The 26,680-nt window shown below is 65.5% G+C and carries 24 protein-coding genes; 12 read left to right on the top strand and 12 right to left on the bottom strand.

From position 1 onward, the window contains the following. The first annotated feature begins 16 nt into the window (after positions 1-16). Positions 17-1,453 (top strand): SLC13 family permease, encoded by a 1,437-nt coding sequence (locus NDI79_RS14850; RefSeq protein WP_310929343.1) that lies wholly within the window; start codon positions 17-19, stop codon positions 1,451-1,453. Positions 1,454-1,489: 36 nt separating this feature from the next. Here the strand turns inward: NDI79_RS14850 and NDI79_RS14845 are convergent, their stop codons facing one another. Continuing rightward, a complete protein-coding gene (locus tag NDI79_RS14845; RefSeq protein WP_310929341.1) occupies positions 1,490-3,061 on the bottom strand; it encodes a class I adenylate-forming enzyme family protein in 1,572 nt (523 codons plus the stop codon). A gap of 131 nt (positions 3,062-3,192) precedes the next feature. Between NDI79_RS14845 and NDI79_RS14840 the strand changes: the two genes are divergently transcribed. Continuing rightward, positions 3,193-3,957 carry a UbiA family prenyltransferase gene (locus NDI79_RS14840; protein ID WP_310929340.1) on the top strand — a complete coding sequence of 255 codons (765 nt, stop codon included), beginning with the start codon at positions 3,193-3,195 and terminating at the stop codon, positions 3,955-3,957. On the opposite strand, the gene NDI79_RS14835 is transcribed toward NDI79_RS14840, so the two are convergent. From NDI79_RS14835 to NDI79_RS14815, 5 genes are all read right to left on the bottom strand, one after another. Continuing rightward, a complete protein-coding gene (locus NDI79_RS14835) occupies positions 3,948-4,715 on the bottom strand; it encodes an IclR family transcriptional regulator (protein ID WP_310929339.1) in 768 nt (255 codons plus the stop codon). The genes NDI79_RS14840 and NDI79_RS14835 overlap by 10 nt on opposite strands. Before the next feature lie 420 nt (positions 4,716-5,135). Beyond that, positions 5,136-6,233 (bottom strand): Gfo/Idh/MocA family protein, encoded by a 1,098-nt coding sequence (locus NDI79_RS14830; protein WP_310929338.1) that lies wholly within the window; start codon positions 6,231-6,233, stop codon positions 5,136-5,138. Between the two features lie 100 nt (positions 6,234-6,333). Beyond that, positions 6,334-7,068, bottom strand: a complete 735-nt coding sequence (locus NDI79_RS14825) for a sugar phosphate isomerase/epimerase family protein (RefSeq protein WP_310929336.1) — start codon at positions 7,066-7,068, stop codon at positions 6,334-6,336. Positions 7,069-7,170: 102 nt separating this feature from the next. After that, complete coding sequence (locus tag NDI79_RS14820; protein ID WP_310929334.1) at positions 7,171-8,382, bottom strand: AGE family epimerase/isomerase; 1,212 nt, start codon at positions 8,380-8,382, stop codon at positions 7,171-7,173. 327 nt (positions 8,383-8,709) lie between these two features. Next, positions 8,710-10,194 (bottom strand): glycosyltransferase family 1 protein, encoded by a 1,485-nt coding sequence (locus NDI79_RS14815; RefSeq protein ID WP_310929332.1) that lies wholly within the window; start codon positions 10,192-10,194, stop codon positions 8,710-8,712. A 142-nt stretch (positions 10,195-10,336) separates the two neighbouring features. Here NDI79_RS14815 and NDI79_RS14810 point away from each other — a divergent pair, with 142 nt between their 5' ends. Further along, entirely contained in the window at positions 10,337-10,648 is a 312-nt protein-coding gene (locus NDI79_RS14810) for a DUF5789 family protein (protein ID WP_310929330.1), read from the top strand. Between the two features lie 3 nt (positions 10,649-10,651). Here NDI79_RS14810 and NDI79_RS14805 read toward each other — a convergent pair whose 3' ends face one another. Then, positions 10,652-10,921 carry a hypothetical protein gene (locus NDI79_RS14805; RefSeq protein ID WP_310929327.1) on the bottom strand — a complete coding sequence of 90 codons (270 nt, stop codon included), beginning with the start codon at positions 10,919-10,921 and terminating at the stop codon, positions 10,652-10,654. 253 nt (positions 10,922-11,174) lie between these two features. Here NDI79_RS14805 and NDI79_RS14800 point away from each other — a divergent pair, with 253 nt between their 5' ends. Together NDI79_RS14800 and NDI79_RS14795 are read left to right on the top strand one after the other, a co-directional pair. Continuing rightward, complete coding sequence (locus NDI79_RS14800) at positions 11,175-12,350, top strand: lycopene cyclase domain-containing protein (protein ID WP_310929326.1); 1,176 nt, start codon at positions 11,175-11,177, stop codon at positions 12,348-12,350. 86 nt (positions 12,351-12,436) lie between these two features. Continuing rightward, on the top strand, positions 12,437-12,838 hold the full coding sequence (locus NDI79_RS14795; RefSeq protein WP_310929325.1) for a hypothetical protein: 402 nt from the start codon (positions 12,437-12,439) through the stop codon (positions 12,836-12,838). Between the two features lie 132 nt (positions 12,839-12,970). Here the strand turns inward: NDI79_RS14795 and NDI79_RS14790 are convergent, their stop codons facing one another. Further along, a complete protein-coding gene (locus tag NDI79_RS14790; protein ID WP_310929324.1) occupies positions 12,971-13,366 on the bottom strand; it encodes a DUF7383 domain-containing protein in 396 nt (131 codons plus the stop codon). Positions 13,367-13,604: 238 nt separating this feature from the next. On the opposite strand from NDI79_RS14790, the gene NDI79_RS14785 reads away from it, so the two are divergent. Beyond that, a complete protein-coding gene (locus tag NDI79_RS14785; protein WP_310929323.1) occupies positions 13,605-14,921 on the top strand; it encodes a phosphoribosylamine--glycine ligase in 1,317 nt (438 codons plus the stop codon). A 657-nt stretch (positions 14,922-15,578) separates the two neighbouring features. Here the strand turns inward: NDI79_RS14785 and NDI79_RS14780 are convergent. Together NDI79_RS14780 and NDI79_RS14775 are read right to left on the bottom strand one after the other, a co-directional pair. Then, complete coding sequence (locus NDI79_RS14780; protein WP_310929322.1) at positions 15,579-15,746, bottom strand: hypothetical protein; 168 nt, start codon at positions 15,744-15,746, stop codon at positions 15,579-15,581. Between the two features lie 107 nt (positions 15,747-15,853). Then, positions 15,854-16,855 (bottom strand): Gfo/Idh/MocA family protein, encoded by a 1,002-nt coding sequence (locus NDI79_RS14775; RefSeq protein WP_310929321.1) that lies wholly within the window; start codon positions 16,853-16,855, stop codon positions 15,854-15,856. Positions 16,856-16,993: 138 nt separating this feature from the next. Here NDI79_RS14775 and NDI79_RS14770 point away from each other — a divergent pair, with 138 nt between their 5' ends. The 5 genes from NDI79_RS14770 to NDI79_RS14750 all read left to right on the top strand — a co-directional run bounded on the left by NDI79_RS14770 (position 16,994) and on the right by NDI79_RS14750 (position 22,292). Further along, positions 16,994-17,662 (top strand): ThuA domain-containing protein, encoded by a 669-nt coding sequence (locus tag NDI79_RS14770; protein ID WP_310929320.1) that lies wholly within the window; start codon positions 16,994-16,996, stop codon positions 17,660-17,662. 122 nt (positions 17,663-17,784) lie between these two features. Continuing rightward, on the top strand, positions 17,785-19,215 hold the full coding sequence (locus NDI79_RS14765; protein WP_310929319.1) for an extracellular solute-binding protein: 1,431 nt from the start codon (positions 17,785-17,787) through the stop codon (positions 19,213-19,215). A 6-nt stretch (positions 19,216-19,221) separates the two neighbouring features. After that, entirely contained in the window at positions 19,222-20,181 is a 960-nt protein-coding gene (locus NDI79_RS14760; protein WP_310929318.1) for a carbohydrate ABC transporter permease, read from the top strand. A 1-nt stretch (position 20,182) separates the two neighbouring features. Beyond that, entirely contained in the window at positions 20,183-21,046 is an 864-nt protein-coding gene (locus NDI79_RS14755; protein ID WP_310929317.1) for a carbohydrate ABC transporter permease, read from the top strand. 109 nt (positions 21,047-21,155) lie between these two features. After that, positions 21,156-22,292: an ABC transporter ATP-binding protein gene (locus tag NDI79_RS14750; RefSeq protein ID WP_310929316.1), complete on the top strand. Its 1,137-nt coding sequence runs from the start codon at positions 21,156-21,158 to the stop codon at positions 22,290-22,292. Between the two features lie 72 nt (positions 22,293-22,364). Here the strand turns inward: NDI79_RS14750 and NDI79_RS14745 are convergent, their stop codons facing one another. Then, on the bottom strand, positions 22,365-23,429 hold the full coding sequence (locus NDI79_RS14745; RefSeq protein WP_310929314.1) for a TrmB family transcriptional regulator sugar-binding domain-containing protein: 1,065 nt from the start codon (positions 23,427-23,429) through the stop codon (positions 22,365-22,367). Between the two features lie 381 nt (positions 23,430-23,810). Between NDI79_RS14745 and NDI79_RS14740 the strand changes: the two genes are divergently transcribed. After that, positions 23,811-24,572 carry a proteasome assembly chaperone family protein gene (locus NDI79_RS14740; RefSeq protein WP_310929313.1) on the top strand — a complete coding sequence of 254 codons (762 nt, stop codon included), beginning with the start codon at positions 23,811-23,813 and terminating at the stop codon, positions 24,570-24,572. 147 nt (positions 24,573-24,719) lie between these two features. Here NDI79_RS14740 and NDI79_RS14735 read toward each other — a convergent pair. Then, positions 24,720-26,680 (bottom strand): NADP-dependent malic enzyme (locus NDI79_RS14735; protein ID WP_310929312.1); only part of this gene is annotated, 1,961 nt, incomplete at its 5' end.

Genomic DNA, 26,680 nt, shown 5'->3' with positions numbered 1-26,680 from the left:
GAAAACCGACGGGCGAATGGCAGACATCTCCGCCCTCGCCGCCCGCGTCCGCGGCGTCGACGCCTCGTGGCTCTCCGTTCCCGTGGGCGTCGCTCTCGCGGGTCTCGTTGCCGCGTACGCGCCGCTCTCCTCGGACGCGGCCGCGATGCTCGCCATCACCGCGTTCTGCGTCGCCCTCTGGGTCGGAACGCCCGTCCCGCCGTGGCTCACCGGACTGGTCGGCATCGGACTCGTCGGCGTGCGGTTCTCGACGGAACTCGCCCTCGTCGGGTTCGGGTCGGCGGCGACGTGGCTCGTCGTCCTCGGCATCCTCATCGGCGAGGCGACCCGTCACAGCGGACTCTCGACGCTCGTGGAGCGGCGCGTGTTCGACCGGATGCCCGGACACGCCCGCTCGGACCCGACGACCGCGTACCGCTACCTCCTCGGGGCGTTCTCGGCCGTCGCTCTGACGTTCGTCGTGCTGGTCCCCTCGGCGCTCGTTCGGGTCCTCATCCTCGGCCCGATTCTGGTGTCCGCCGGCGAGTGTTTCTCCGAGCGCCGGCCGCGAATCGGCCTGTTCTTGGGACCCCTGTTCGTCACGTTCTACGGCGCCGCCGGCGTCCTCACGGGGTCGCTCGGAAACATCATCGTCGCGGGCATCGTCGAGTCGACGACCGGCGTCTCCCTCGGGTGGGTCGAGTGGCTGACGTGGCTCGCGCCCGTGATGTCGCTGGCCCGGTCGGCCGTCGTCGTCGCCGTCGCGTACGTCCTCTACCGCCCCCGCGACTCCGAGACGGTGTCCCTCGGGTCGGACGCAGATGCGGGCGCGGACGCGACCGACGGCGGCGAGGAACCCGTCGACGCGGGCGACGCGCGGCGGATGGTCGCCTTCCTCTCCGTCGGCGTCGCCGTCTGGGCGACCGACGCGATACACGGACTCCACCCCGTCTACGGCGCCCTCGCGGTCGTCGTCCTCGTCTTCCTCCCCCGCGTCGGCGTCGTCGACGTCGACGCCGTCGCGGACGCCGACTTCTCCGTCGTGTTCTTCCTCGGGGCCGTCTTCGCCATCGCGGAGGGGCTTCAGCGGACCGACTTCACCGCCGTCGCCGCCGACCGAATCCTCTCGACCGTGCCCGGCGGCGCGTCGCTTCCCGTCGTCCTCGCGGCCGTCGCCGCCGCCACGCTGGCGCTCATGTTCGTGATGGAGGGGATGGCGGTTGCGAGCGTGCTCACGCCGGTGTTCATCTCGTTCGCGCAGGGGGCGGGAATCCCGATTCTCCCGGTCGCCATGACCGAGAGCGTCGTCCTCCTGTCGTACTTCTTCCCCTATCAGTCGGCCGTCCTCGTCGCCATCCTCGGACTCGGAGCGACGAACACCCGCGAACTCGTGCGGATGGCCACTATCTGCTCGCTCGTCACGCTGCTCGTTCTGCTCCCGGTGCAGATACTCGTCTTCGCGCTCTTCTTCTGATTGGGGACGGAAGGCGACGTCCCCGCCTCGGCCCCCCTACTCGCTCGCCTGGTCGGTTATCGCGCCGCGCTTTATCTTCCCGGTGCTCGTCCGCGGGAGCTCTTCCGCCCGAATCGTGTACTCCCGCGGACGCTTGTAGTTCGCGAGGTCGCTCTCCTCGCGGCAGAACTCGTCGAGTTCCGCCTCGGTGACGCTCTCGCCCTCGCTCGTGACGACGACGGCGCTGACGACGCGGCCCCAGCGCTCGTCGTCGACGCCGAAGACGTACGCCTCCGAAACGGCGGGGTGGGTTTCGAGCGCCTGTTCGACCTCGACGGGGTAGACGTTCTCGCCGCCGCTGACGAACATGTTGTCCACGCGGTCGACGATGTAGAGGTAGCCCTCCTCGTCGATGCGCGCCACGTCGCGCGTCCGGAGCCACTTCCCGTTCTCCCCGCTCTCCGAATCCTCGAAGTACGACTTCGCCTCCGCCTCGGGGTTGTCGATGTAGCCGGTCGAACAGCCCGGACTGCGGGCGATTATCTCTCCTTGTTCGCCGGCGTCGACCGTCGCCTCGGGGTCGGGGTGCTCCGTTACCGGCACCGGCTCGACGACGCGAATCTCGTAGGTGTGGGCCTCCTTGCCGACGGTCCCCGGCCGCTCCTGCTGGTCCTCGGGGAGCGAGAACGTGAGGTTCGGTCCCGCCTCGGTCATCCCGTAGGTGTTGTACACCCGGTCGGTGACGTGCTCGCTCATCCGCTCGACGAGGCGTTCGCTGACGACGGAGCCGCCGGTTCGGACGTACTCCAGGGAACTCGTGTCGCGTTCGAGCGACTGCTGGGCGTCGACGACGGCGTCCAACTGCGTCGGCACGGCCAGGAGACCCGTCGCCTCCAGTTCCTCGACCTGTTCGAGCAGGCCCGCCGGGTCGAAATCGGAGTGGAGGACGACGGTGGCGCCGGCGACGAAGTGCGGGTAGATCCAGGCGTCCGAGGAGACCATGTGGTACCACGGCGTCGCGACGATGCCCGCGTCCGTCCGGTCGATGCCGTGCTCCATCACGCCCTGAATCGCGCCGTACCAGAGCTGTTCGCCGTCGAACGGCACCGCCTTGGGCCGACTGGTCGTCCCGCTGGTGAAGAAGATGGAGCACTCGCCGTCGGCCGGCAGCGCCTCGTCGAGCGTCGGGTCCGCGTCCGCCAGCACGTCCTCGTAGGACTCGACGCCCGCCGCGTCGACATCGGCGTCGCCGACGTGGATGGCCGCCTCGAAGTCGCGGCGCGCCAGCACCTCCTCTGCGGTCTCCCGATTGTCGTCGTCGAAGATAAGGCCCGTCGCGTCCGCCGACTCGCACATCCGGACGAACTCCTCGGCCTCGCCGCGGAACGGGAGTTGCGCCGTCGCGGCGCCGCGTTTGTGACCCGTCACCATCGTCTCGATGACGGCCGGGGAGTTGCCGCCGAGCACCGCGCAGCGCCCGTCTCCCAGTCGCGCCGTGAGCGCGTTCGCGAGGCGGGTGCTCCGGTCGTCCAGTTCCGCGTACGTGAACGTCCGTCCGTCCTCGGCGACGAGCGCCGTCTCGCCCCCGTGACACCGGACGGTTCGCCGGAAAGCGTCGAAGAATCTCATGCTGTCAGTCAGTACGAACCCCTCTTCGATAGTTATTAATCCTTATGGTAGGCGAAGCACCGGCGGAACGGGGGTCGAGTTCCCGGCGCGCGAACGAGTGGAACTTTACCGCTCGGCGGCGGCGACCGGGTATGGACACGGTATCGACGACCGGACCGCGCGCGCTGGCGACGCAGGTGAAGCCGCCGTTCATGGCGCCCGCCGTCGGAACGTCGCTGTTCGGCGCGCTCCTCGCATCCGCCGTCTCGCCGGCCGCCCTCTGTCTCCACGTCGTCTCCGTCGCCTCGGCGCTTTACGTCGCCCACCTCCGCGACGAGTTCGTCGACGCCCACGTCCGCGGCGAGGAGGACCCGCGCGTCGCGGCGTCGCTCCTCCGCCCGGCCATCGCGGTGACCGTCCTCCTCTCTCTCGCGGCGTGCGCCGCCCTCGCCGTCGTCGCCGGCCCCCTCGCGGCCGCCTTCGCCCTCCCCCCGTTGCTCCTCGGATACGTCCACGCCTCCCACCTTGACGAACGCACGGTCGCGGGCAGCCTCGACTACCCGGTCGCTATCGGACTCGTCCTCGCGGGCGGCCACGTCGCTCAGACCGGTCGAATCCCCCCGTGGCTGGCGTGGCCCTCCCTCGCGTTCGTCGCCCTCCTGACCGGGGCGAACGTCTCCTTGGACCGACTGGACCGCGCCTTCGACCGCCGCGTCGACAAGCGGACGGTGCCCGTCGTTCTCGGGGACGCCCGCGCCGCCCGCGTCGCCGCCGGAGCGAGCGATTCGCGTTCAGATGGCCGCGGCCTACCCGTTCGCGGCGACGCTCTACGCCGCGACGTGCCTCGGCGTCTCCTGCGTTCTCGCGCGCGCGGCGGGTGTCGCCCCGTGAGGGGTTGTCTGAGGGCTCAGCGGTAGGTGAGACTGAGTTGCACGTCGTTGGCGGCCGCGGAGAGGCGGTCCGCCAGTTCCCCCTCGCAGCGCTCGCGCGGGAGTCGGTGGGCCGGACCGGCGACGGCGAGCGACCCCACGACCGACCCCTCGAAGACGAGGGGGACGGCGACGGCGTGGATGCCGCTCAGGTCCTCGCCGAAGTTGAGCGCGTAGCCTCGCTCGCGGGCCTCCGCCAACTCCTCGTTCAGGCGCTCCCGGTCGGTGACCGTCGCCTCCGTCTGCGCCGGCAGGCCGTGCCGCGCCAGAATCTCGTCCACCTCCTCCTCCGGGAGGTGCGAGAGAATCGCCTTCCCGCCGGAGTTCGAGTGCATGTACTTCCACGACCCGATGAGCGAGTTAACGTTGATGTCCAACCCCTCCGAGCGCCCGTCGAGGTAGATGACGCGCCCGTTCTCGTGGGCCATCAGCCACGCCGTCTCGCCGGTGTCGTCCGCGACGTCCCGGAGAACCGGCAGCGCGGCGTCGTACACCGCGCGCCGGGCGCGGACGTGGTGACCGTAGTTGAAGAACTCCAATCCGAGGTGGTACTCCCCGTCGCGCTTCACCACGAATCCTCGGTCGCGCATCGTCGAGAGGTGCCCGTGAACGGTGCTCTTCGCGCGACCCGTCGCCGACGCCAACTCCGTCACGCCCGCGCCGTCCGCCGCTCGGATGTGTTCTACGAGGTCGAACAGCGTCTCGTCCGACTTGATCCCGCCGCCTTCGGGGGTTTCCGACGCCATATTCTCCACAGCGTTCGGGAGGATACTAACGTTTGCGCCGGGTTGCGGCTCAACGGGCCGGCTCACCAATTCCCCACTGGCGGTCCGACACCACCGAACGACCGGCGACCGTCGGGAGTACGACGGAACCGCTATCGACGCCGAGAGCAAGCGAGTCGCCCTCCGCTGACTCAACTCTGTTCTCTCCTATCGAACAAGGGTATGCGATGTGGAAAAGGCATTACGCTCGTAGTTGCGTCATTCTGCGGCAGCGACTGGAGACGAACTCGCGTACTCGACTCTCCGTCGGGGGTCGTACCGACGCAGGCGAGGAAAACTGCGAGCGGAGCCACGAGTTTGGTTCGATGATGTCGAACAAGCTGCTGTTGCCGGTCGCACCCGCGTATCCGCGCGAAAGCGAAACGAGAGGGTCTCGCGCGTCTACTCGTCGGGGGTTCGGGGGGTCAGTTCGCCCGACTCGACGAGCGCTTCCAGCGGATTGTCGTCCAGGTCGAGGGGGAGGTCGACGCGGCCGCGGGTGCGGACGGACTCGTAGCCGGCGAACAGAATCTCGGTCGTGTTGAGTCCGCGTCTGCCGCTCAGGGTCGGCTCACGCCCCTCGTCGAGGGCGTCGGCGACTTCCGCGACCGCGCGGTCGTGGAACTGCGAGCCGAACCGACCCTCCTCGTGCCCGCTGTGGTGGAGCGTCTCGGAGCCGACGTCTATCGCCGTCCGCTCGCCGTCGCGTTCCAGTTCGAGCATCGGTCCGTCCTCGACGTCGATGCGGACCGTCCCCTCGCTCCCTCGGAGGAGGAACGCCGCCCCGACGAAGTCCGTCCCCGGCCCCGTCGAGGCGACGCCGTAGACGCCGTTCTCGTAGCGCCACTGCGCCCACATCTGGTTCTCCTGGTGGGAGCCGAACCGAACGTCCTCCTCGCGGTAGTCGAGGCCCGCGAGGACCCAGTCGGCCGTGTGCTCGTCGTTGAACATGCAGGCGAGGTCGACGGAGTGCGCGCCGGTGTCGTAGAAGTCCCCCCATCCGATCTCTATCCGTTCGAGCGACCCGATTTCCCCCTCCTCGATGAGCCGCTTGGCCTCGGTGAACGGTCTGCCGAAGCGACGCTGGCGGTTGAACGTCAACTGCACGTCGCGTCGCCAGCACTCCTGCACCATCGTCCGGGCCTCCTCCCACGTGTCGGCCATCGGCTTCTCGCAGTGAATCGCTTCCACGACGCCGCTCTGGGCGCACGTGACGACCACGGGCCGGTGAATAGCGGGCGGGACGCAGACGCTCACTACGTCGGGTTCGAGGTCCGCGAGCATCTCCTCGTAGTCGACGTAGACGCTCTCCTCGTCGAGGTCGAAGTGGTTTCCGAACGCCTGCCCGTTCTCCTCGACGATGTCGGCTGCGCCGACCAACTCGAACCGGTCGTCGGTGGCGTACGCCTCCGTGTGTCGATAGCCCATGGCGAACCCCTGTACCGTTGGGTTGCTCGGATCCGGACCGGTGCCGATGACCGCGACAGTGTAACTGCTCATCTATCTACTACGCTGTGGGTGAACGACCGACATAGGGGTTTCGCCTTCGACCGGGCCCGACGAGCCCGTGTCTCGGACGCGCGCAGTGCGTCCGATACAGTTACCAGTACGTCCGGACGACGTCGTCGGCGTGCGTCAGGGTGTCGTAGGTGTCCGGACCCTCTTCGGCCTCGTAGACGAGCCAGTCGAACCCGTGGTCCCGGACGCTGTCGACGGCGGCCTCGATGTCTAAATCGCCCTCGCCGACGACGGCCGCCTCGCCCGCGTCGCCGTCGTAGTCCTTCAGGTGGACGAGACGCACTCGCTCGGCGTGGTCGTCGAGGTACGCGAGGGGGTCGTAGCCGGCGGCGCCGGCCCACCCGAGGTCCAGTTCGAGTCCCACGTCGTCGTCCGTCGCTTCGAGGAGGTACGACAGCGCGGGTTCGCCGTCGAGTTCGACGAACTCCTGGTCGTGGTTGTGGTAGTGCAGGGAGAGGTCGTGCGCCGCGAGGTCGGCGGCGACGGCGTTCAGACGCTCGGCCGCCGCCTCCACCGACTCGACGGACTCGAACTCATCGGGCTCTAACCACGGGACGACGACGTCCTCGCAGCCGAGTTCGCGGTAGGTCTCCGCCGTCTCCTCGAGGCTCTCCTCCAACGTCTCGAGGCCGACGTGCGCCGCGGCGAGTTCGAGGTCGGCCGACGCCAACGCCTCGCCCACCGCGTCGGGGTCGGCGTCGCCCAGACCGGCGAGTTCGACGCCCTCGAACTCGGTCTCGCCGACGCGTTCGATGACAGCCGGCAGGTCGTCTTCGACCGCGTGGAGGCTGTACAGTTGAAATCCGATGGATGTCATAGCGCGGGGTTCTCCCCTCTCCCGCATAAGTGCCCGTGAACGACCAAGGGTTGCCCCTTCTCCGTCGAACGATGGTGACGGACCGCCGGAGCACGATGGGGACTACGACTCTTCCACTGCACCCATCGACTCCAGCACCTCGTAGCAGGCGTTGACGTGGTGGTAGCCGCTCTTGACCTTCGGCGTCTCGTCGATGCTCGGGTGGACGTCGCCGTCCGGCGTGAGCCGTTCGTAGCGGATGCCGAGCGAGCGGTTCGTCGCGTACTCGTGGAGGTACGTCGCGATTCGGTCGTACCAGTCCCAGTAGCGTTCCTCGCCCGTCGCGTCGGCGAGGCGGGCCGCGGCGCCGAGGCCCTCTTCGAGCGCCCACGTGTACTTCGCCTCGACGATGGGCGACCCGTCGCGGTCGACGGTGTAGTAGAACCCCCCGCGCTCGTCGTCCCAGCCGTCGGTCACGGAGGCGTCGAAGAACCGCTCCGCGCGGTCGAGGTACCACTCCTCGTCGCGGTGGGCGTCGAGGCGGACGAGCAGTTTCGCCCACTCCAGCATGTGGCCCGGTTGGTAGCCCCACGGGCGGAACAGGTCCGCCTTCTTCTCGCGGTTGTACTCCCAGTCTATCTCCCAGTCGGCGGTGAAGTGCTCGCAGAGGAGTCCGTCGGCCTCGTCGGGTTTGTCGCGCGCTATCGTCGCCGCCACGTCGGCCGCCCGCGACAGGTAGCGCTCCTCGCCGGTCGCCTCGTAGGCGGCGAGCAGCGCCTCCGTCGCGTGCATGTTGGCGTTCTGCCCCCGGTACCCCGGTTCGGCGGGGTCCCAGTCTCCGTCCCGGTTGCTGGCGAAAGCGCCGGGGTCGTCCTCCCAGAACTGCTCGTCGAGGATGTCGTACGTCTCGCCGATACGGCCCTCGACGTCGCCGATGCCGGCGCGCGTCGCGGCGGCGTACGCGAGGAGGACGAAGGCGTGCCCGTACGTCGCCCGCGTGTCGTCCGTCGTCTCGCGGCCCGCGAACAGCCACCCGTAGCCGCCGCGCTCCTCGTCGTAGGCGACGTTTCGGAGGTACGAGAGACCGTGCTCGGCCGCCGGTTCGCACCACACCGGCCCGTCGAGCAGTTTCCCGACGCTGAACGCGAAGACGAATCTGGCGGTCGGGACGAGATGCTTCGTGCGCGAGTCGTAGATGGCGCCGTCGCGGTCGCTCACCTGCGCGACGTAGCCGCCGAAGTGCGAGTCCATCGACCGCTCTCGATGGAATCGGAGCGCGCCGACGGCGTCGCGCCGAAGCCACTCGGGCGACCGGGCCGGAATCGAACGTGTCATGCTCGCCTCTCTCCCGCGCGGCGGAAAAAGCCACCGGGTCCCTCGATCGGACCGTCCGAGGACTGTCTACTCGGTCGAATTACAGCGGTAGGCCTGTAACGCTGAAGCGGACGGCGACGAGAATACGTTTATCGAACGACCGCTTGTTTGTCTCATACCCGATTCGAAACCGTATTCGCGAGAGATGATTTGCTTCAACTCGATGTGGCCACTTCTCTCGATACTTTGAAATTCGGCTTCGGTAGTTGACTCCGTACTGTGCTATATGTGCTTAAAATAACCTAAAATAAGTTCATAAGGTGCCAATACTCGAGTCGGCGCCGCGCCTCACGGTGACCGAACCGACATCCGTCCGGGCGAGTCGGGGTCGGGGACCCGGCGGAACACCGGCGTTCCGGCGCTGCCGGTGTCGTAGTAGCCGCGCACGCGGAGTGCGAACACGAGGTCGGTGATCGAGCACCACTCGTGGTCCAACAGCGGTTCCCCGTCTCTCACAACTGTCGCGCCCGCCTCGTTCAACTCGTCGAGGGCGATGCTGTCCGGGTCGGTCCGGTCGATGGCCCGACCGACGGCCGACCGCCGCGAGTCTCCTTTTCGGTGGACCTCGGTGTACTCGTCCACCTTCTCCTCGACGCGCCGCGTCATGTCATCGAGCGTCTTCCGACCGGCGCGCTCCGGGCTCCTGACCTCCCGGACGTGGTCTATCAGCCGCTGGTTCGCGGCGACGGCGTCGTCCCAGTTCTCGACGACCCAGCGCGCGCGGCTCCCGAGTTCCTCGACCGGGACGACGAGCGGCGAGTCGTCGGGGACGCAGTCCTCGACCCAGGGTTCGTCGCGGACGACGAGCACCTGTCCGCTCGCCGCCTGCTCGAACCACGTCCGCGCGAGGGTGTCGTACTCCGTCGCGCAGATGGCGATGTCCCCCTTCCGGAGCATCCGCGCGTACTCCTCCCACGAGGCTCTCGGGTACGCCTCGACCCACGGATACCGGGTGTACGATTCGGGGATGTCGTCCATGCTGGTGAAGATGGTCTCGATGCCGTACTCCCGGTAGAGGTCCTCCGCTATCTCGAAGAGGAGTTCGGGGTGCTTCTTCTTCCACCCCGACCCGGCGATGTGGAGCCATCGCGGTTCCTTCGCGTACCGCTCTTCGAACCGGCTGAAGTCGATAGGGCTCTCGGTCATCACCGCGTCGTCGAGGGCGTCCTCGATGACCGTCTCCGAGAGGAACTCCCGACCGAACACGGGCAGTTCGCTCGCGTCGAGCCCGGCTTTGAACCAGCAGCCGTCGGCGAGGACGGCGTGAGCGACTTCGAGTTTGCGGTGGTAGTCGTCGCGATAACCGTCGGTGGCGTACTTGAACGGGAGCATCAGGTCGTGGACGTTGACGACGACGTCGAACGGTTTCGGTTCGTCCGCCCGGTGACCCGACAGCAGGAGCAGCCACTTCAGGAGGTCCTCGCGTCCCTGACGCAGTTGGTCGACTACGACGTCCACGTACCCCAGCTCCTCGTAGATTCGCTCGCGTATCACGCGCAGTTGCTCCTCGGTGTACCCGCTCTCGGTGAAGACGTACTCGCTATCGGTCCCCTGCATGAACGAGTCGGCTTCGAGGAGCGTGACCCGGTCGCGGTCGGCGAGGACGTCCTCGCGTTCGTAGTTCGCGGTTCCCCGGTGCGGGAGCAGCCAGTAGACGTGGACGGTCGGGTCCTGCCGCAACCACTCGCGGACCCACGTCACGGCGTCGTTCAGCGTCGCGTTCGCGCTGGCGTCGCGCGGTCGGTACAGTTCCGGAACGATGAGGACTCGCATCTGTGGACACCTTCGAACGCGGCTACGACGCACGGTCGCATGACTGCGTCGGCCGCCGCGGCCCGCCTCGCGACCGGCGGGCGACCGCACCGCCGGCACGCGCCAGCAACGGCTATAAGGTTCAGTCGGCCGATTCCGTCGTATGGCCCCCGACGAGAGCCGCGAACAGGGCGTGGAGTTCGGTTCGCTCGACGACGACCTAGCCGACGAGGAGTATCCGATGAGCAAGGCGGACGTGCTGGAACGCTACGGCGACCGGGAACTCGAACTCGAAGACGGCACGCAGACGCTGCGAGAGGTGCTCGAACCCCTGGGAGAGACGACGTTCGACTCCGCCGACGACGTGAGACAGAGCGTCGTGGGCATGGTGAGCGACGAGGCCATCGGTCGAAAGAAGTACTCGGACCGCGGCGGGCAGGGCGATGAGGACGATGGGAGCGCGGAGTCGGCGTAGCCGTCAGGATGCTATCTCGGCCCGTATCTCTTCGGCCTGTTCGACGGCTTTCTCCTTGCCGACGCTCTTTTTGACGAGGACGCTCTGCACCACCCAGTCGTTGCTTCCCTCTTTCTGACCCATCCGAACCTCCGCTCCCTCGGAGACGGACTCCGCGGCGTTCTCCGCCCAGTCGGGGGTTCGGACGTCGTCGAAGTCGTCCGGGTCGCGGAACCGGACGTGGTAGTAGTCGTCTCCCGCTTCGACCGTCTCGACGTTCGGTTCGTCCGTCATGGATACGCTTTCGAACGGGAGGCTCCTCAAAGATGTGGCCCCGTACATCGACGGGCCCGACCGAACTCGGTCTGTGTCGTTCTCTAACGACAGTACCGCCGTTACAAGTGTATTCGCGTAAGGACTATCTCCGACGGAGGAGTTTCGACCGGCCGACCGTCCGGCCGCCGAGCGACCAAATACGCCCGACTCCTCCGCTATCGCATCGACCGCTGGCCCGTAGGTTCTTGTGCTCGGCACCGATACCACGCATATGGGTATCTCTCGACACGGTCACGGAGCGCTCGCCGCCGGTCGAGCCCTCGGGTCGCAGGTTCATCCGGTGTTCATGCTCCCGCCGGTCGCCGCCGCCGCGTTCGGCGCGATACTCGCCGCGGAGGCGCACCCCGTGGTCCTCCTCGCCCATCTCCTCGCCATTTTCTTCAGCGTTTACACGGCGCACGTGAAGGACGGGTACGTCGACTTCCACGTCCGCGGCGAGGACGACGACCATCCGCTGACCGCGGGCGGTTGCCGACTGGCCCTCGTCGCCGCCGGCGCCGGGTTCGCGGCGTGTCTCGCGGTTCTGTGGTTCTTCGCCGGACCGCTCGCCGTTCTGGTCACGCTCCCCGCGTGGGTCATCGGTGTCCTCCACGCGCCGCAGTTGGACACGAACCCCGTGACGACGACGGCGGGGTACCCGCTCGGCATCGCAGTCGCACTGTTCGGCGGCTACTACGTCCAGACGCTCGCCGTCGCGGCGGCACCGCTCGCGTTCGCCGGCGTGTTCTTCGTCCTCCTCTGCGGCGTGAAGGTCATCGACGACTCGACGGACTACGAGTACGACCGCTCCATCGGCAAGCGAACCGTCGCCGTCGCCCTCGGACGCCGCCGGGCGCGCCGGTTCGCACACGCCCTCGTCGGCGTCGCCCTCGTGGCGACGCTGTGGTTCGCCGTCGACGGCCTGTTTCCGCCGTCGGCCGTCGTCGCCGCCGCCCTGTTCGGCGTCGTCGCCGCGGTGAGCCTCGACGCCGACCCCGGACTCGCGACGATGCTGCTCGTGCGCGGCGCGTACGTCTTCCTCGCCGTCCTCGTCGTCGGCGTCTGGTTCGCCCCCCTGACGAACGCTCCGCTCCCGGATATTGGCGCGCTCGGGCCGTACACCTACCTCGCGACCGAACTGGTCTTCGGCACCGTCGCCTTCGCGCTCCTCGCCCGCGCGGGACGGGGCGCCCTGTGGTCGGCGGTTCGGACGATAGCCGTCCTCTACCCCGTCGCCTACCTCTGGGACTGGTACACGCTCGAAGTCGGCGTCTTCGAGATCGTCCTCAGGACCGGCGTCGACCTGTTCGGCATCCCCCTCGAAGAGCACCTGTTCATGGTCGTCGTCCCCGCGTTCGTCCTCGGCCTCCACGAGACGCTCCGCCGTTCCGACCGCGAGGTCGAGTGACGAGAGGGCCCGTCGTCCGAACGCCGGCGACCGACGCGGCGACCGGCCGACTGGCTTATCCTCCCGACGGCTCTACGTCGGAACCCATGGCGAACGACACCGACGACACAGGATGGAAGCGGACGACGGACCACGACGAGATTCGGTCGCTGGCGGACGAGGTCGGCGCCGTTCCGACGCGGGCGTCGGGTCCGTCCGACGAACTCGTGTTCTCGACGGATTCGGACGCCGAACCGGTCGAGTGGGAGCGCTTCTTCGAGCGGTTCGACGCCGAGGACCGACTCCTCCAGTACCGCCGGAGCGGCCCCGACGACGAACCGGTCCTTCGGGTCATCGACCGCGAGAACGTCGCCGACGCCGACGAGGCCGCGAAGCGAGAGCGCCCGCCGGACGACGACCAGAACACGGTGGCGACCGGGGACACCGGCGACGGCGAACCGGTCGCGCACGACGGTTCCGAGGGAGACCCCAAGGACATCCGCGAGTAGCGCCGACGCCGCGCCGCGCCCGACGAACGCCTCGTCGGCGGCGCTGTCGACTCGCGGAGTCCGGCCGGTCGGCGTGTGCCGGTAACCACCCAGAATAAACTCGGGTTCAGTTTTAAGCACTCGCGCCGCGGGTCACTCTATCGGTTCCTTCCAGTGTACGGTGACGTTGCCCACCGCGAACGAGTCGTCCTCCGATGCGTCCCGTCGGATCTGTACCGCGTTCGTCCCCTCTCGGAGTTCGCTCCCGGAGACGGTGTCCATCCAGTACTGCCAGCCCTCCGTCGGCGGCACGTCGAACCCGGTGAGCGAGTCGCCGTTGAGCAGTATCTCGTGGCCGTACGTTCCCACGTCGTACGCCTGCAGTTCGACGTAGGCGTCCACCGTCCCGTCGGTCGGGACGGTGAACTCGTGCTCCGAGGTACAATCGCCCGCGAACGTCGCCCACGGGACGTCGAGCGCACCTTCGTTCGGACCCAACTGTTCGAGCACCGGGAGCAGCGCGTAGTTGGCGCGGTGTCGGTCGGCCATGCCTTCACCTCGGAAGGAAGGTTCAAAGCGTTTCCGAGGCGGGCGAGGTGCTGTCGAACGACCGACCCCGAGAGTCGAGGGTGCCGGTCGTCGGATCGTCATGAAACTTTGTCGGAGTTTAATCGAACCGCTCGCTCGAACCCGGTCGAGATTGCCCTTCCGCAGCGTACGACTCGGAACGCGCGGGCGGCGAACGGACCACGTCCAACCATATATACCAAGCCGCCGTGGGGGTCGTATGGACGGCAAGCGATTCCTCTTCGTCTCCGCGGACGCCGCGCTGATAACCGACCTCGCCTGGCAGGTTCACCGCGAGGGCCACGACGTGAAGTACTACATCGAGGCCGAACGCGACCGGGAGATAGGCGACGGCTTCGTCCCCAAGACGGACGACTGGCGCGCCGAGGTCGAGTGGGCCGACGTCGTCGTCTTCGACGACATCTGGGTCGGGTCGGACGTCGGGACGGGAAAACTCGCGGCCGAACTCCGCGAGAAGGGGAAGGCCGTCGTCGGCGGCACGCCGAACACGGACCGACTAGAGGGGGACCGAGGGTACGCGATGGACGTGCTCGAAGCGCACGGCGTCGACACCGTCGAACACCGCGTCTTCCACGACTTCGACGAGGCGATAGCGTACGTCCGGGACCACCGCGCGCCCTACGTCATCAAACCCTTGGGCGAAGTCCAGAACGTGAAGCGACTGTTGTACGTCGGCAGCGAGGACGACGGCAGCGACGTGGTCGACGTGCTCGAAGCCTACGAGAAGGCGTGGGGACACCGCATGACGGGGTTTCAGCTCCAGCGGAAGGTCGAGGGAGTGGAAGTCGCCGTCTGCGGGTTCTTCGACGGGGAGCGGTTCGTCGACCGCGTGAACTTCAACTTCGAGCACAAGCGGCTGTTCCCCGGGAACATCGGCCCGTCGACGGGCGAGATGGGCACCTCGATGTTCTGGGCCGGGCGGAACCGCCTGTTCGAGGAAACGCTCGGTAAACTCGAAGGATGGCTCGCCGACGAGGGCTACGTCGGCAGCATCGACATCAACTGCATCGTCAACGACCGAGGCATCTACCCGCTGGAGTTCACCCCCCGGTTCGGCTACCCGACCATCGCGCTCCAAGAGGAGTCCTTCGAGTCGTCGACCGGCCAGTTCTTCTACGACCTCGCGCACGGAAACAGCCCCGAGTTGGAGGTCCACCGGGGCTACCAAATCGGCGTCCGAATCGTCCTCCCGCCGTTCCCCTTCACCGACGAGAAGACGTACGACGAGAACTCCCGGAACGCCGCCGTCGTGTTCGAGACGGAGAGCCGAGCGGGTATCCACCTCGAGGACGCGAAGCAGGTCGACGGGCAGTGGCGCGTCGCCGGCGAGAGCGGCATGCCCCTCGTCGTGACCGGGAAGGGCGAAACGATGCAGAAGGCGCGCGAGCAGGCGTACGATCGCATCGACGACATCGTCATCCCGAACGTCTACTACCGCGACGACATCGGCGAACGGTGGATAGACGGCGACGGTGACCGCCTCCTCGCGTGGGGGTATCTCGGACCACAGATCTGATCGGCCCGCAGTCGCCGTCTTTTCGGTGAACACGTATTTCACACCGTTCGGGAGCGGACCGCAACCTCAGATGCCCCGAATCGCGTCGTATCGATTCCTCGAACATCCGATTCGTCCGTCTCCGCCGTGCTTTCGGACCCTGCAATACAGCTCCATCTACCCAAATATCGCCGTAGATGCAGTTCGTGTAGGTATGAAAGCGTATTTGTGGAACTATATTCCCCAAAAGAGCCTGTATCTAATCGCACGTCCGTGTCCTCCAGTTCCGGCCGAGAGTCTCATAGATTACGATACTAATAGTGTAATGGGGGGCGCGTCTACGAGGTGAATCGCTTATCGTCGTCGGATAGTCATTCGGTGCCAAACACGTTCGACGGCGAGCACGGTTGCAGAGTCGCTCTGAAGTGTGGCTTCGTACATTTCTGTACGAACGTCTCTGTAGAGGATACTGTACCGGATTTTCCTCCGACAGACACCGAGGTACTGCACAAAAGGCAATTTTCGGCTCCCGACACTCAATATCTCGGTGCGGCGTCTGTTCTCTCGAATGTCCGCAAATATTGCCTCAACTGGCGGGAGAAGCCGGCAATCGCCGTGTCAGCCCCGACAGCCGCTCCGAGCATACGCCGTGAACAATTATTATAATGAACTCTAACTTCACTCGTCGTCGCGCCGACGGTTGAACGTCCAAGACGCCGCGAGAGTGCGTTCTCCGCGGCCATATCGCTGGATAAGGAACGACCACACGCGGTCAATCCGCTCAAACAACGCCAGCTCGACGTACGGCAGACACCGCGTCGTCGAGAGTTCGAACTGCGGTTTCACACCATCGCCTCGACCCCGAAACCGAGCGCGACTGCTCGCCGACGTTCACCCTGTCGGACTTCATCTCTCGGTCGCCGGCCGGCATCGGGAACGCGCTGTGCGTTCTCTCAGAGGTCGATATCGACTCTCTTTCCCGTCCGAGCGGACTCGTACGCGGCTTCGGTGACTGCGGTAACCTTCAGCGCATCGCGCGGCGTCGCCGGCGGTTCGGCGCCGTCCCGAATCACGTCGACGAACGCCTGCGCCTTGTTCTTCGACCCCCAGCGGTCGAGTCTCGGTTGTCGCTCGCCCCCGTCGGGGGCGATGAAGCGTATCTTCCGGGGGTCCCAGTCCTCGCCCTCGACGAAGAAGCCGCCGTTGTCCCCCCACACGTGGAGATGTTCGCGCACCGTGGGTGTGTCTCCGGAGACGGCGACGGAGGCGACGGCGCCGTTCTCGAACGTCACGGTGAGAGCGGCCTGCACGTCGACGCGGTCCTCGTCGTCGTCGAACAGCATCTGCGCGTCCACGGCGACGGGCGTGAGTCCCGTCGTCCAGAGGACGACGTCGAGTAGGTGGCTGCCGGTGTCGTAGAGTTGGCCGCCGCCCGAGAGGTCCGGGTTCGTCCGCCACGTCCCACGTTGGGTGGCGATCCAGTTCTGCGTGACCTCGGCGGTGATGAACGTCGGTTCGCCCACTTCCTCGGCGAGCGCTTCCTTCGCCGTTAGGAACGCCGAGTCGAGGTGGCGCTGGTATCCGATCATCAGCGTGGCGCTACTGTCTTCGGCCCGGCGGACCAGGTCTTCGGCGTCGGCCAAGTCGGTCGTCATCGGTTTCTCACAGAGCGTATCGATCTCTCGCTCCAAGGCGGCGAGCGTTTGTTCGTAGTGGAACGTGTGGGGTGTCGCAACGACGACACCGTCGAGTTCGGCATCGTCGAGCATCTCGATGTGGTCGCTGTACCGCCGGTCTTCGGGGATATCGAGCCTCTCTCCCGCTCGGTTCCGGCTCTCGTCGCTGACGTCGGCGACCGCGTGGACGACCGCGTCTTCGGTATCTTCGAAACCCCGCGACAGGTGCATCCCGAGACCACCCGCTCCTGTTAGGCCTATCTTCGTCGGTTCTGACATCGACTGCTTCTCCCGCTCATATATCATAAAATTTCGGTGTATTGGCTATTGATGAATGTAGCGATATAGTATAATTCTCCAGATAGCGGTTCCGATCGGGGCGTGAGTTTATTACAACCGGGCGAATTCTCGAAGGTGATGGTTCGAGAACCTATCCACGCGCTCGTCTGGACGGAGGCGACGGAACCCGAGGACGTGTACCCCAACGGCATCGCGGCGACGGTCGCAGAACACCTCAACGAGTCCAGTCGCGTCGCCGCCCGGGCGACGTCCATCGAGGCGGATCAACAGGGCCTCGACGACGACGCACTGGAATGGGCGGACGTGTTGCTCTGGTGGGGACACAGGCGCCACGACGACGTGACGGACGAGACGGTCGATCGGGTCGTCTCGGCGGTGCGAACCGACGGCGTCGGGTTCATATCGCTCCATTCGGCTCACTACGCCCGGCCGTTCAAACGACTCATCGGCGGGTCCGGCGACCTCGGCGACGTGCGCTGGGAGGACCCCGGCGAGGCCGAGGTTCTGACCGTCGAGGCGCCGGACCATCCCATCGCCCGAGGGGTCGAATCGTTCGCGCTCCCCAACACGGAGATGTTCGGCGAACCGTTCGACGTTCCGGAACCGGACGACGTGGTCCTCCGTAGCACCTTCCCGAAGGGCGGGGAGTTCCGGTCGTGCGTGACGTTCACGTTCGGCGATGGACGCGGCGTCTACCTCCGTCCCGGCCACGAAACGTTCCGAATCTACCACCACCCCTCGATTCGCCGCGTCCTCGAAAACGCGACGCTGTGGGCGGGACGCTGAGCACGTCGTGGCGGCCGAGTTAGCTGTTCGAGGCCCGGACTCGTAGGAGTCGAGCCGGTTCGAAGAATCTGTAAGTAATAATTAGAAAAGTACATATACATAGATGACACACTTTTTCTGATATGGCAAGCAACCACGAAGAGAGCGACCCAGCCGAGAGTATCAACAGACGGCGACTCCTGGGACTCATGGGGCTGGGAGGAGCGGTCGCACTCGCCGGTTGTAGCGGCGGGAACGACGGGAGCGGGAACGGCGGTGGCGGCAGCACCGGCGACGGCTCCGAAAGCGGGGGCGGCGGGAGTCCTTCTGGCGAACCGCTCGGGTCGGAGCGCATCGGCTACTCCTCGGCGAGCAACACGGTCAACTACTGGACACAGGAGGACTTCATCCACACGGCAGAGAACACGAACCTCGGGTCGGTGCACGAGGGTATGCTCACGACGTGGGCCGAAGAACACCCGGACTGGAAGATAAACGTCCAGATTCAGACGAACTTAGAGCAGTTCAAAACGAAGTTGCTGCAGGCGAACGCGAGCAACAACGCGCCGCCGATGTCGGAAGTCGACTCGTTCTGGGTGCCGCAGTTCTACGGCGACCTGGCCTCGGTGGACGAGGCTATGCAGGAGTATGACGACTGGTACCCGTTCGTCGAGAACGTCGCGAAGAACGAGGGTAGTTGGCGCGCGGTATGGCAGAACACCGACTGTCGGGCGCTCTACTACCGAAAGGACCTCCTCGACGAGTACAACGAGGGGAACCCGCCCGAGACGTGGGACGAACTCGTCGACGTGGGGAGCGCCATCGCCGACGGCGAGAACATGAACGGTTACATGTACAACGGCGGCCGGTGGGAGGCGACGACGTTCGACAACCTCGCCCACTTCTGGGCGCTCGGCGGCACGCTCATCGACGACCAGGGAGCGCCCGTGTTGGACGAGAGCGAAAACAGGAGTGCGCTCGTCGAGGTGATGAAGTGGTTCAAACGGACTATCGACTCCGGCATCACGCCGCAGCGCGTGGCGAACATCAACGACTACGCTCAACTCCGCGAGGCCGCGCTCAACGACCAGACGGCGATGTTCCTCGGCGGGAACTGGCAGATAAGCACCATGAAGTCGATGGTCGACGAGGACGTCTGGTCGAACTGGAAGGTCGCGCCGATTCCGCAGAAGAACGCGGACATCGCCGCGACGGGCGTCGGCGGTTGGACGAAGGGCGTCTTCACGGACGACGAAGAGCAGCGAAAGGTCGCCGTCGACCTCTACAGCCTGTTCACCGATTCGGGGAACATGGCTCAGCGGTGCCGCGAGGGCGGGTTCCTCCCGACGCGACAGTCCGTCTTCGAGGAGAACGAGTTCTTCTCGGAGGACGAGTACTTCCAGGTGTACTCGAAGCTCCTCGAGAACGGTCGAGCGCGTCCGGGCTATCCGATATACACGACCGTCTCCAGCGAGTGGCAGATAGCCGCCGGGGAGGTCATCACTGGACAGTCCGATCCCGAGACCGCCGTCCGCAACATGATCAACAACGTCAACAGCGAGTACGACGGGTAACACCGCATGAGTACGGAAACAGACACCGGAACGAAAGACCCCTCTGTCACCGGAACGGAGCGCCTCAGATCAGCGCTCGGACGGTTCGTGTGGCTCCAGGAGAACCCGATACCGTGGGTGTTCCCGGCAATAGCGGTACTCCTCGCGTTCCGCCTCTACCCGCTGGTCGAAGTCGTTCGGATGAGTTTCACCGATATGAGTCTCCTCTCGGACAGCTACTCGTACGTGGGTATCGAGCAGTATCTCGACGTGCTGTCCGCTCCGGGATTCTGGACGATGGCCCGCGTGACGCTGATATTCGTCGCCATCAGCGTCATCGGACAGATAGTGCTCGGATTGATACTGGCGATGGCCATCGACTACGGCGTCAAAAAGCACATCCGCGGGAGCGTGTCGACGCGCATCGCCGTTCTCTCGGCTTGGGTCATCCCGGGCATCGTCATCGGAATCATCTGGCAACTGATGATGATCGAGGCGCCGTACGGCGTGTTGAACTTCTTCCTGACGCAACTCGGGTTCGACGTGGTCGCGTGGCTGTCCGACCCGCAGATGGCGCTCCTCTCGGTCATTACCGCCAACACGTGGCGGGGGACGGCGTTCTCGATGATCATGCTGTACGCAGGGTTACAGCAGGTCCCGCAGCAACTGTACGCCGCCGCGAAGATAGACGGCGCCTCGGCGATACAGCGGTTCCGCCACGTGACGATTCCGCAGATAAAGCCGGTGGTGTTCATCAATCTCGTCCTGATAACCATCTACACGCTCAACACCTTCGATATGATCATCAGCCTCACCGGGGGCGGCCCCGGGAGGGCGACGCAGGTGCTCGCGCTGTTCATGTACTTCAAAGGTTTCCAGTCGTTCAACCTCGGAGAGGCGGCGGCCATCGCGGTGTTGATGCTGCTGGTCAACGTCGTGATGACGTTCGTCTACATGCGGTTCCTCATCGAAGAGGAGGGGATCTGAGATGGCGACCCAATCGCGGTCCGGCCGCTCCCGGTTCGAAGACTTCGACCGCTACACGGCCGCGACGTACGCCGTCTACCTGCTGGGACTGGCGTTCTTCATCTTCCCCGTCCTCTGGGCGATTTCGATGAGCGTCCGGCCCCGACAGGAAGTCATCTCGGTTCCGCTCAGAGTCATCCCGAGTGAGTTCACCTTCGAGGTGTACCGAAACGTTCTGGAGAACAGCGACATCCTCCGGTGGGTGTGGAACTCGCTGAAGATAGCGCTGCTCGAAGTCGCGGGCATCCTCTTTCTCGTCACGCCGGCCGCGTACGCCTTCTCGCGGTTCCGGTTCAAAGGGAAGCGGGCCGTCCTGCTGGCGATACTGCTGTTCCAGATGATCTCTCCGGTCGTCATCGTCATCCCGCTGTACAACATGATGGCGCAGTTCGGTCTCCTGAACACCCACATCGGCCTCATCGCGCTATACATCGGGCTGCAGGTGCCGTTCTCCGTCTGGCTTCTGAAGAGCTACTTCGATACGATACCGGAGGACCTCGACAAAGCCGCGCGAATCGACGGCTGCAATCGTCTCCAGACGCTCTGGCACGTGCTCCTCCCGTCGGTGATGCCCGGGATAGCGGTCGTAAGCATCTTCAACTTCGTCTTCTCGTGGGCGGAGTTCGTGATGGCGTTCACCGTCCTCAACGATTCGAAGCTGTTCACCATCGCGATGGGCGTCTACTCGTTCCAGGGACAGTACTCGACCGACTACCGCGCGATAGCCGCGGCGAGCGTCATCGCGATGATTCCGCTGCTCGTGATGTTCCTCGCGTTACAGCGCTACTTCGTCAGCGGTCTCACGGACGGGGCAGTCAAGGGGTAGCGACACCCCGCGTTCTCTCTTCTTGCCCGGAGAAGACCCGCTCCGCCGGACGCCGCGTGGTATGTGTTACCCTCACATTTAATGTAGTAGGTCGTCTATCGGCAATCCGATGTCACACTTAGTGTTGGACCACCTGACCAAGGTATACGGCGCCGTGGGCGAGAATCAAATCGTGGCGGTCGACGACCTATCTCTCGAACTCGCCGAGGGGGAGTTTCTCGTTCTCGTCGGTCCGTCGGGGTGCGGGAAGTCGACGACGCTCCAGTGTATCGCCGGGTTGGAGACGGTCACGGACGGGGAGATTCGTATCGACGGCGAGGTCGTCAACGACCAGTCACCCGAGGAACGCGACATCGCCATGGTGTTTCAGAGCTACGCGCTCTACCCCCACATGACCGCCCGGGAGAACATGTCGTTCGGCCTTCGGATGTCGACGCACCTCTCGAAAGAGGAGATACGCGACCGCGTCGAGTCCGTCGCGGAGACGATGGGAATCACGGACCTGCTGGAGGACAAGCCGAAAGAACTCTCCGGCGGCCAACAGCAACGCGTGGCGCTCGGTCGAGCGATCGTTCGGGAACCCGAGGTGTTCCTCCTCGACGAACCGCTCTCGAACCTCGACGCGAAGCTCCGGACCAAGATGCGGACGGAGATTCTCCAGATCCAACGCCGCCTCAACGTCACGTCGGTCTACGTGACGCACGACCAGACGGAGGCGATGACGATGGGCGACCGCATCGCCATCCTCAACGGCGGGGAACTCCAGCAACTCGGGACGCCACTGGAGTGCTACCACAAGCCCAACAATCAGTTCGTCGCGGGGTTCATCGGCGAACCCTCGATGAACTTCTTCGAGACCACCCGCGACGAGAGCGTGCTCGCGTCCCGCGCATTCGACTACCCGCTCTCTACAGAGCACGCGCGCCTCGTCTCCGAATGCGACGACGTCGTCCTCGGAATCCGACCGGAGGACATCTCCTTCGCGGAGACCGAAACATCCCACTCTGTCACCGGGACGGTCCAGGTGGTCCAACCGCAGGGAGACGTGAACCACATCGTCGTCGACCTCGGCGGCGTCGAGACGGACGTCGAGACGGAGGGCGACGTCCACGTTGACGAGGGGAGTACGATCCGTCTGGAACTCCCCGAGAATCGCATTCATCTGTTCGACGGGCAGACCGGCGACGCCATCGTCAACAGAGAGGAACCGGACGATACGACGCCGCCTGCCGTCTCGAACGCGTGAGAGAACCGGTCTCCGGTCGGGGGCCGAATTATCGCCCGCAGGCGGACAGTGGCGACGGAGGTGCGGAGCGCCTCACTCGGGAAACCTGAGCGTCGTCTTGTAGGCGCGGTAGTCCTCGAAGAACGCGTCGTGATTGCCGACGGTAACCGTCCCCTCTTCGGTTCGGAGGCAGATGCAGCACTGTCTGGGACGGGGGTCGGTGGTCGGACTGATGAGTCGCTGTTTTACCCCTTCGACCTCGCCGACGAGATTGACGACTGAGTCGGGGTGGTCGCAGGCTCTCGCCTCGATTTCGGCGGTTATCACAGCGCCCCGCTCTCCGTAGATGGTCGCGTCGATAGCCGCCCTCCGTAAGTTCCGATACGTGTGCGGGAGTTCGTTGGGCGGAGTGACGCTCACCTCGTCGGAGTTCACCCACAGCGAGTTCATGAGCGACGTGAACACGACCGTCTCCATGTACGGTTGCTCTATCGAAATCGCTTTCACCGGACTGTTCGGTCGAGTGATGACGCCGCGGGAGGAGACGAACGCCGATTTCGAGTCCGCCGCCAACATTACGGGCTGATTCGAGTCGCGGTACCTGACCAGCGTGGCCAGTCCGTCCAGCGAAACGCCGGCGAGTGGGTCCGTCCCGACTTCCGTTCGGTCCTCGAAGACCAACAGCAAAACGAGCACGTCGCGCGCGACGGCGTCGCGGAGGGCGTCCTGAAGCGTCGGAATGACCACGGCGGGCAGCGAGAGCGCCAACTGATCCTCGGAGGCGTGTATCATCTCTTCGAGCCTGTTGATGACCGTCGAACGGGACTTCAGCACCTTGATATCGTCCAGCTGGTTACTGCCGTGGTACTTCGTCTCGAGAATGCGGTACATATCGCTCGCCTGCTCTTTGAGTTGCTCGTACACCTCCTCCGGTGGCGCTGCCTCGATAGTCGTCGGTGTGAAGTAGTCGTTGACGATGACGAGGTGACGTTCTTCGAGCTTCCTCGCGACGGTGTAGACGTGTCGCTTGGATATCTCCGCCGCTTTGGCAATTTCCGTAACCGTCGCCGGACCGTTCTGCAGGATGGTGAGATAGGTGTCCGTCTCCTTCTCCGTCAGACCGAACTGCCGTATCTTGTCTCTGAGTTCTTCGTCCATCCTGACTAGACGGATAGCCAATCTCTCATAAATAACTATTGCTAATACCATCGGAACGGCTCGACCGTGGAAATCACGACCCCCGGCCGACGCGTCTCTCGCACTCGTTCTGTTCTCCAAATATCTGCCCAGAATGCGAGTTATGTTTCTATATGCTCCGAATAAAGAATTAGATAGGGAGCATATATGCCGATATGGGTGGTAATTGGACTTACTTGCGCGTACGGCTCTGCATTTCTGCCAATTCGAGGAAGAGGTGAGTGTGTATTACTGATTCCGAACTCGCTATGGCAATCTCCGGGGAGTGACGGGATACCGACGGATAGAGCGTTGGTGAGAGGGGGAAATGGGTTAGTCCTCCGGGGTGGTACGAGGAGACGTATGTCCACGACCGTGTCGTTCGAGTTCGACGTGACCGACAAGACAGAGATGGGTTCCCGATTGGTCGTCGGAACGGCGTTTCCGGGCATGGTGGGCCTGAGCGCCGTCGATTACCTCGTCGCGCACTCCGAGTCGGCGCAAGTCGGACAGGTCACCGCGCGCGGCCTCACCGACGTCACGCCGTTCACCGACGGCGTTCCGCGGTACCCGATGCGACTGTACGACGTACCCGAGTTCGATATGACCGTGCTCACGAGCGAACTGTTCCTCCCCGTCGGCGTCGGCGAACCGTTCAGCGACGCCCTCGTCGCGTTCGCGAACGAGCGGGGAATCGAGGAGATAACCGTCGTCTACGGCGTCCCGTTCCCGCACGGCCCCGAGGAGCACGCGGTGTTCTACGTCGCCACGGAGGAGTACCGCGCCGGACACCTCGCCGAGACGGACATCCCGCCGCTGGGCGGCGGGTTCTTCGACGGCTTCCTCGGCGAACTCATGCTCCGCGGCCTCGGCGCGGAGTCGCCGCCCGTCGGCGCGCTAGTGACGCCGGCGCACCCGCCGGGTCCCGACTTGGACGCCGCGATTCGCGTCCTCGAAGCCGTCGAGGAACTGTACGGCGTCGCCATCGACGAGGCCGAACTCAGACAGCGCGCGGAGGAGCTCCGGCGCCAGTATCAGGAGCTCGCAGACCGGATGCAGACGCTCGAAGACGGCGACCTCTCCGCGTCGGGTCGGGACTACCCCGAAGACCGGATGTTCATGTGACCCTACCGACCGGGTGCGCCTCCGCTCCGTCCGCCGACCGGGTCGCTCGACCGATCGTTTCGAACTGTGGGTTCTCCGAAAAAACCGGCTCGTTTTCGATGTCCGTTACAAGGCTACCGGCGTAAGGGGCCGCGCGCCCGACGGTTCTCACTCTTCTTGTGCATCCACCACCGCGACGGCCGCGAGGTTGACGATGTCGTTCACCTCGTCGCCCCGTTGGATGACGTGCACCGGTTCGTCCATGCCGACGAGCATCGGGCCGACGGCCTCGGCGTCGCCCAGTCGCTGGAGCAGTTTGTAGGCGACGTTGCCGGCTTCGAGGTTGGGGAACACGAGGACGTTGGCGGGGCGGTCGAGTTCGGAGAACTCGTACGTCCCGGTGAGGATGTCCTCGACGACGGCGGTGTCGGCCTGCATCTCCCCGTCGACGGGGAAGTCCACGTCCGGGTCCGAGCGGAGCGACTGCGCCGCCGTCCGCGGTTTGCGTGTCCCCTCGTTGTCGACGCTGCCGAAGTCGGAGTACGAGAGAAACGCCACCCGGGGGTCGACGTTGAACCGCCGGGCGAGGTCGGCGGTGTGTTGTGCCACCTCCGCGAGGACGTCGGCGCTCGGGTCCCGGTTCACCGTCGCATCGGCGCAGAACACCACGCGGTCGGGGAACGCGAGCATGTAGACGCCGGCGGCGTAGTTCGCGTCCGGTTTGGTCCCGATGACCTGTAGCGGCGGCCGGAGCGCCGGCGGGTAGTGGTGCGTTAGGCCCGTTAGCATCGCGTCGGCGTCGCCGGCGTCGACCATCACGCTGGCGAGGTAGTCGGGGTCGGTGCTCACGAGCTCGGCCGCCTCGCGGCGTGTCAGCCCCTTCCGGCGGCGTTTCTTGTAGAGGCGCTCGGCGTACTCGTCCATCGCGTCGGCGCTCGGGTCGACGACGCTCGGAGAGAAGTCGAGGCCGCGTTCGGCGACAACGGACTCGATGCGCTCCCTGTCGCCCACGAGGAGGGGTTCGGCGATGCCCTCCGTCCGCATCCGGGCGGCCGCGCGGATCATCTTCTCGTGGTCTCCCTCGGCGAGGACGACCCGCTTGGGGTCGCTCTGCGCCTTGTTGAGGACGACCCGAAGCATCTCCAAGGACTTCCCGACGCGCGCCTCCAGACGCTCGCGGTAGGTGTCCAAGTCTATCTCCTGTCTGGCGACGCCGCTTTCCATCGCCGCCCGCGCGACGGCCGCGGAGACCTCGAACAGCACCCGCGTGTCGAGGGGTTTCGGGATGACGTAGTCGGGGCCGAACTGCAGGGGTTGGTCGCCGTAGGCCTTCACGACGGCGTCGGGGACGTCCTTGCGGGCGAGTTCGGCGAGGGCCTCCGCGGCGGCCACCTTCATCTCCTCGTTTATCTCGGTGGCGCGGGCGTCGAGGGCGCCGCGGAAGATGAACGGGAAGCCGAGCACGTTGTTCACCTGATTCGGGTAATCGGAGCGACCCGTCGCCATGACGACGGTGTCGTCGCGGGCCTCCTTCGCTTCTTCGTAGCCGATTTCGGGGTCCGGGTTGGCCATCGCGAAGAGAATGGGGTCGTCGGCCATCGACGCCACCATCTCCTGTGAGACGATTCCGCCCGCCGAGAGGCCGACGAACACGTCCGCACCGGCCATCGCCTCTTCGAGCGTGTCGGCCTCGACGTCGCGCGCGAACTCGCTGTTCTGCGCGTTCAACTCGCCCGCCTCGCGACGTTCCTCAGTGAGGACGCCGTCGATGTCGCACATGACGATGTTGTCGGGCCGGACGCCGAGAGAGACGTAGAAGCGCGCCGTCGCCGTCGCCGCCGCGCCCGCGCCGGCGAACGTCACCCGAACCTCGTCCATCTCCTTGCCGACCACGTCGAGGGCGTTCAGGAGGGCGGCGCCGGAGATGATGGCGGTGCCGTGCTGGTCGTCGTGGAAGACCGGGATGTCCATCTCGTCGCGCAGGCGCGACTCTATCTCGAAGCACTCCGGCGCCTTGATGTCCTCCAGATTGATGCCGCCGAAGGTGGGTTCCATCGCGCTGACGATGTTCACGAACTCGTCGACGTCCTCGGGTTCGATTTCGACGTCGAACACGTCGATGTCCGCGA

The organism is Halogeometricum sp. S3BR5-2 (genome assembly GCF_031624635.1).
GTDB lineage: Archaea > Halobacteriota > Halobacteria > Halobacteriales > Haloferacaceae > Halogeometricum > Halogeometricum luteum.
This window is presented reverse-complemented; position numbering and strand designations above follow the sequence as displayed.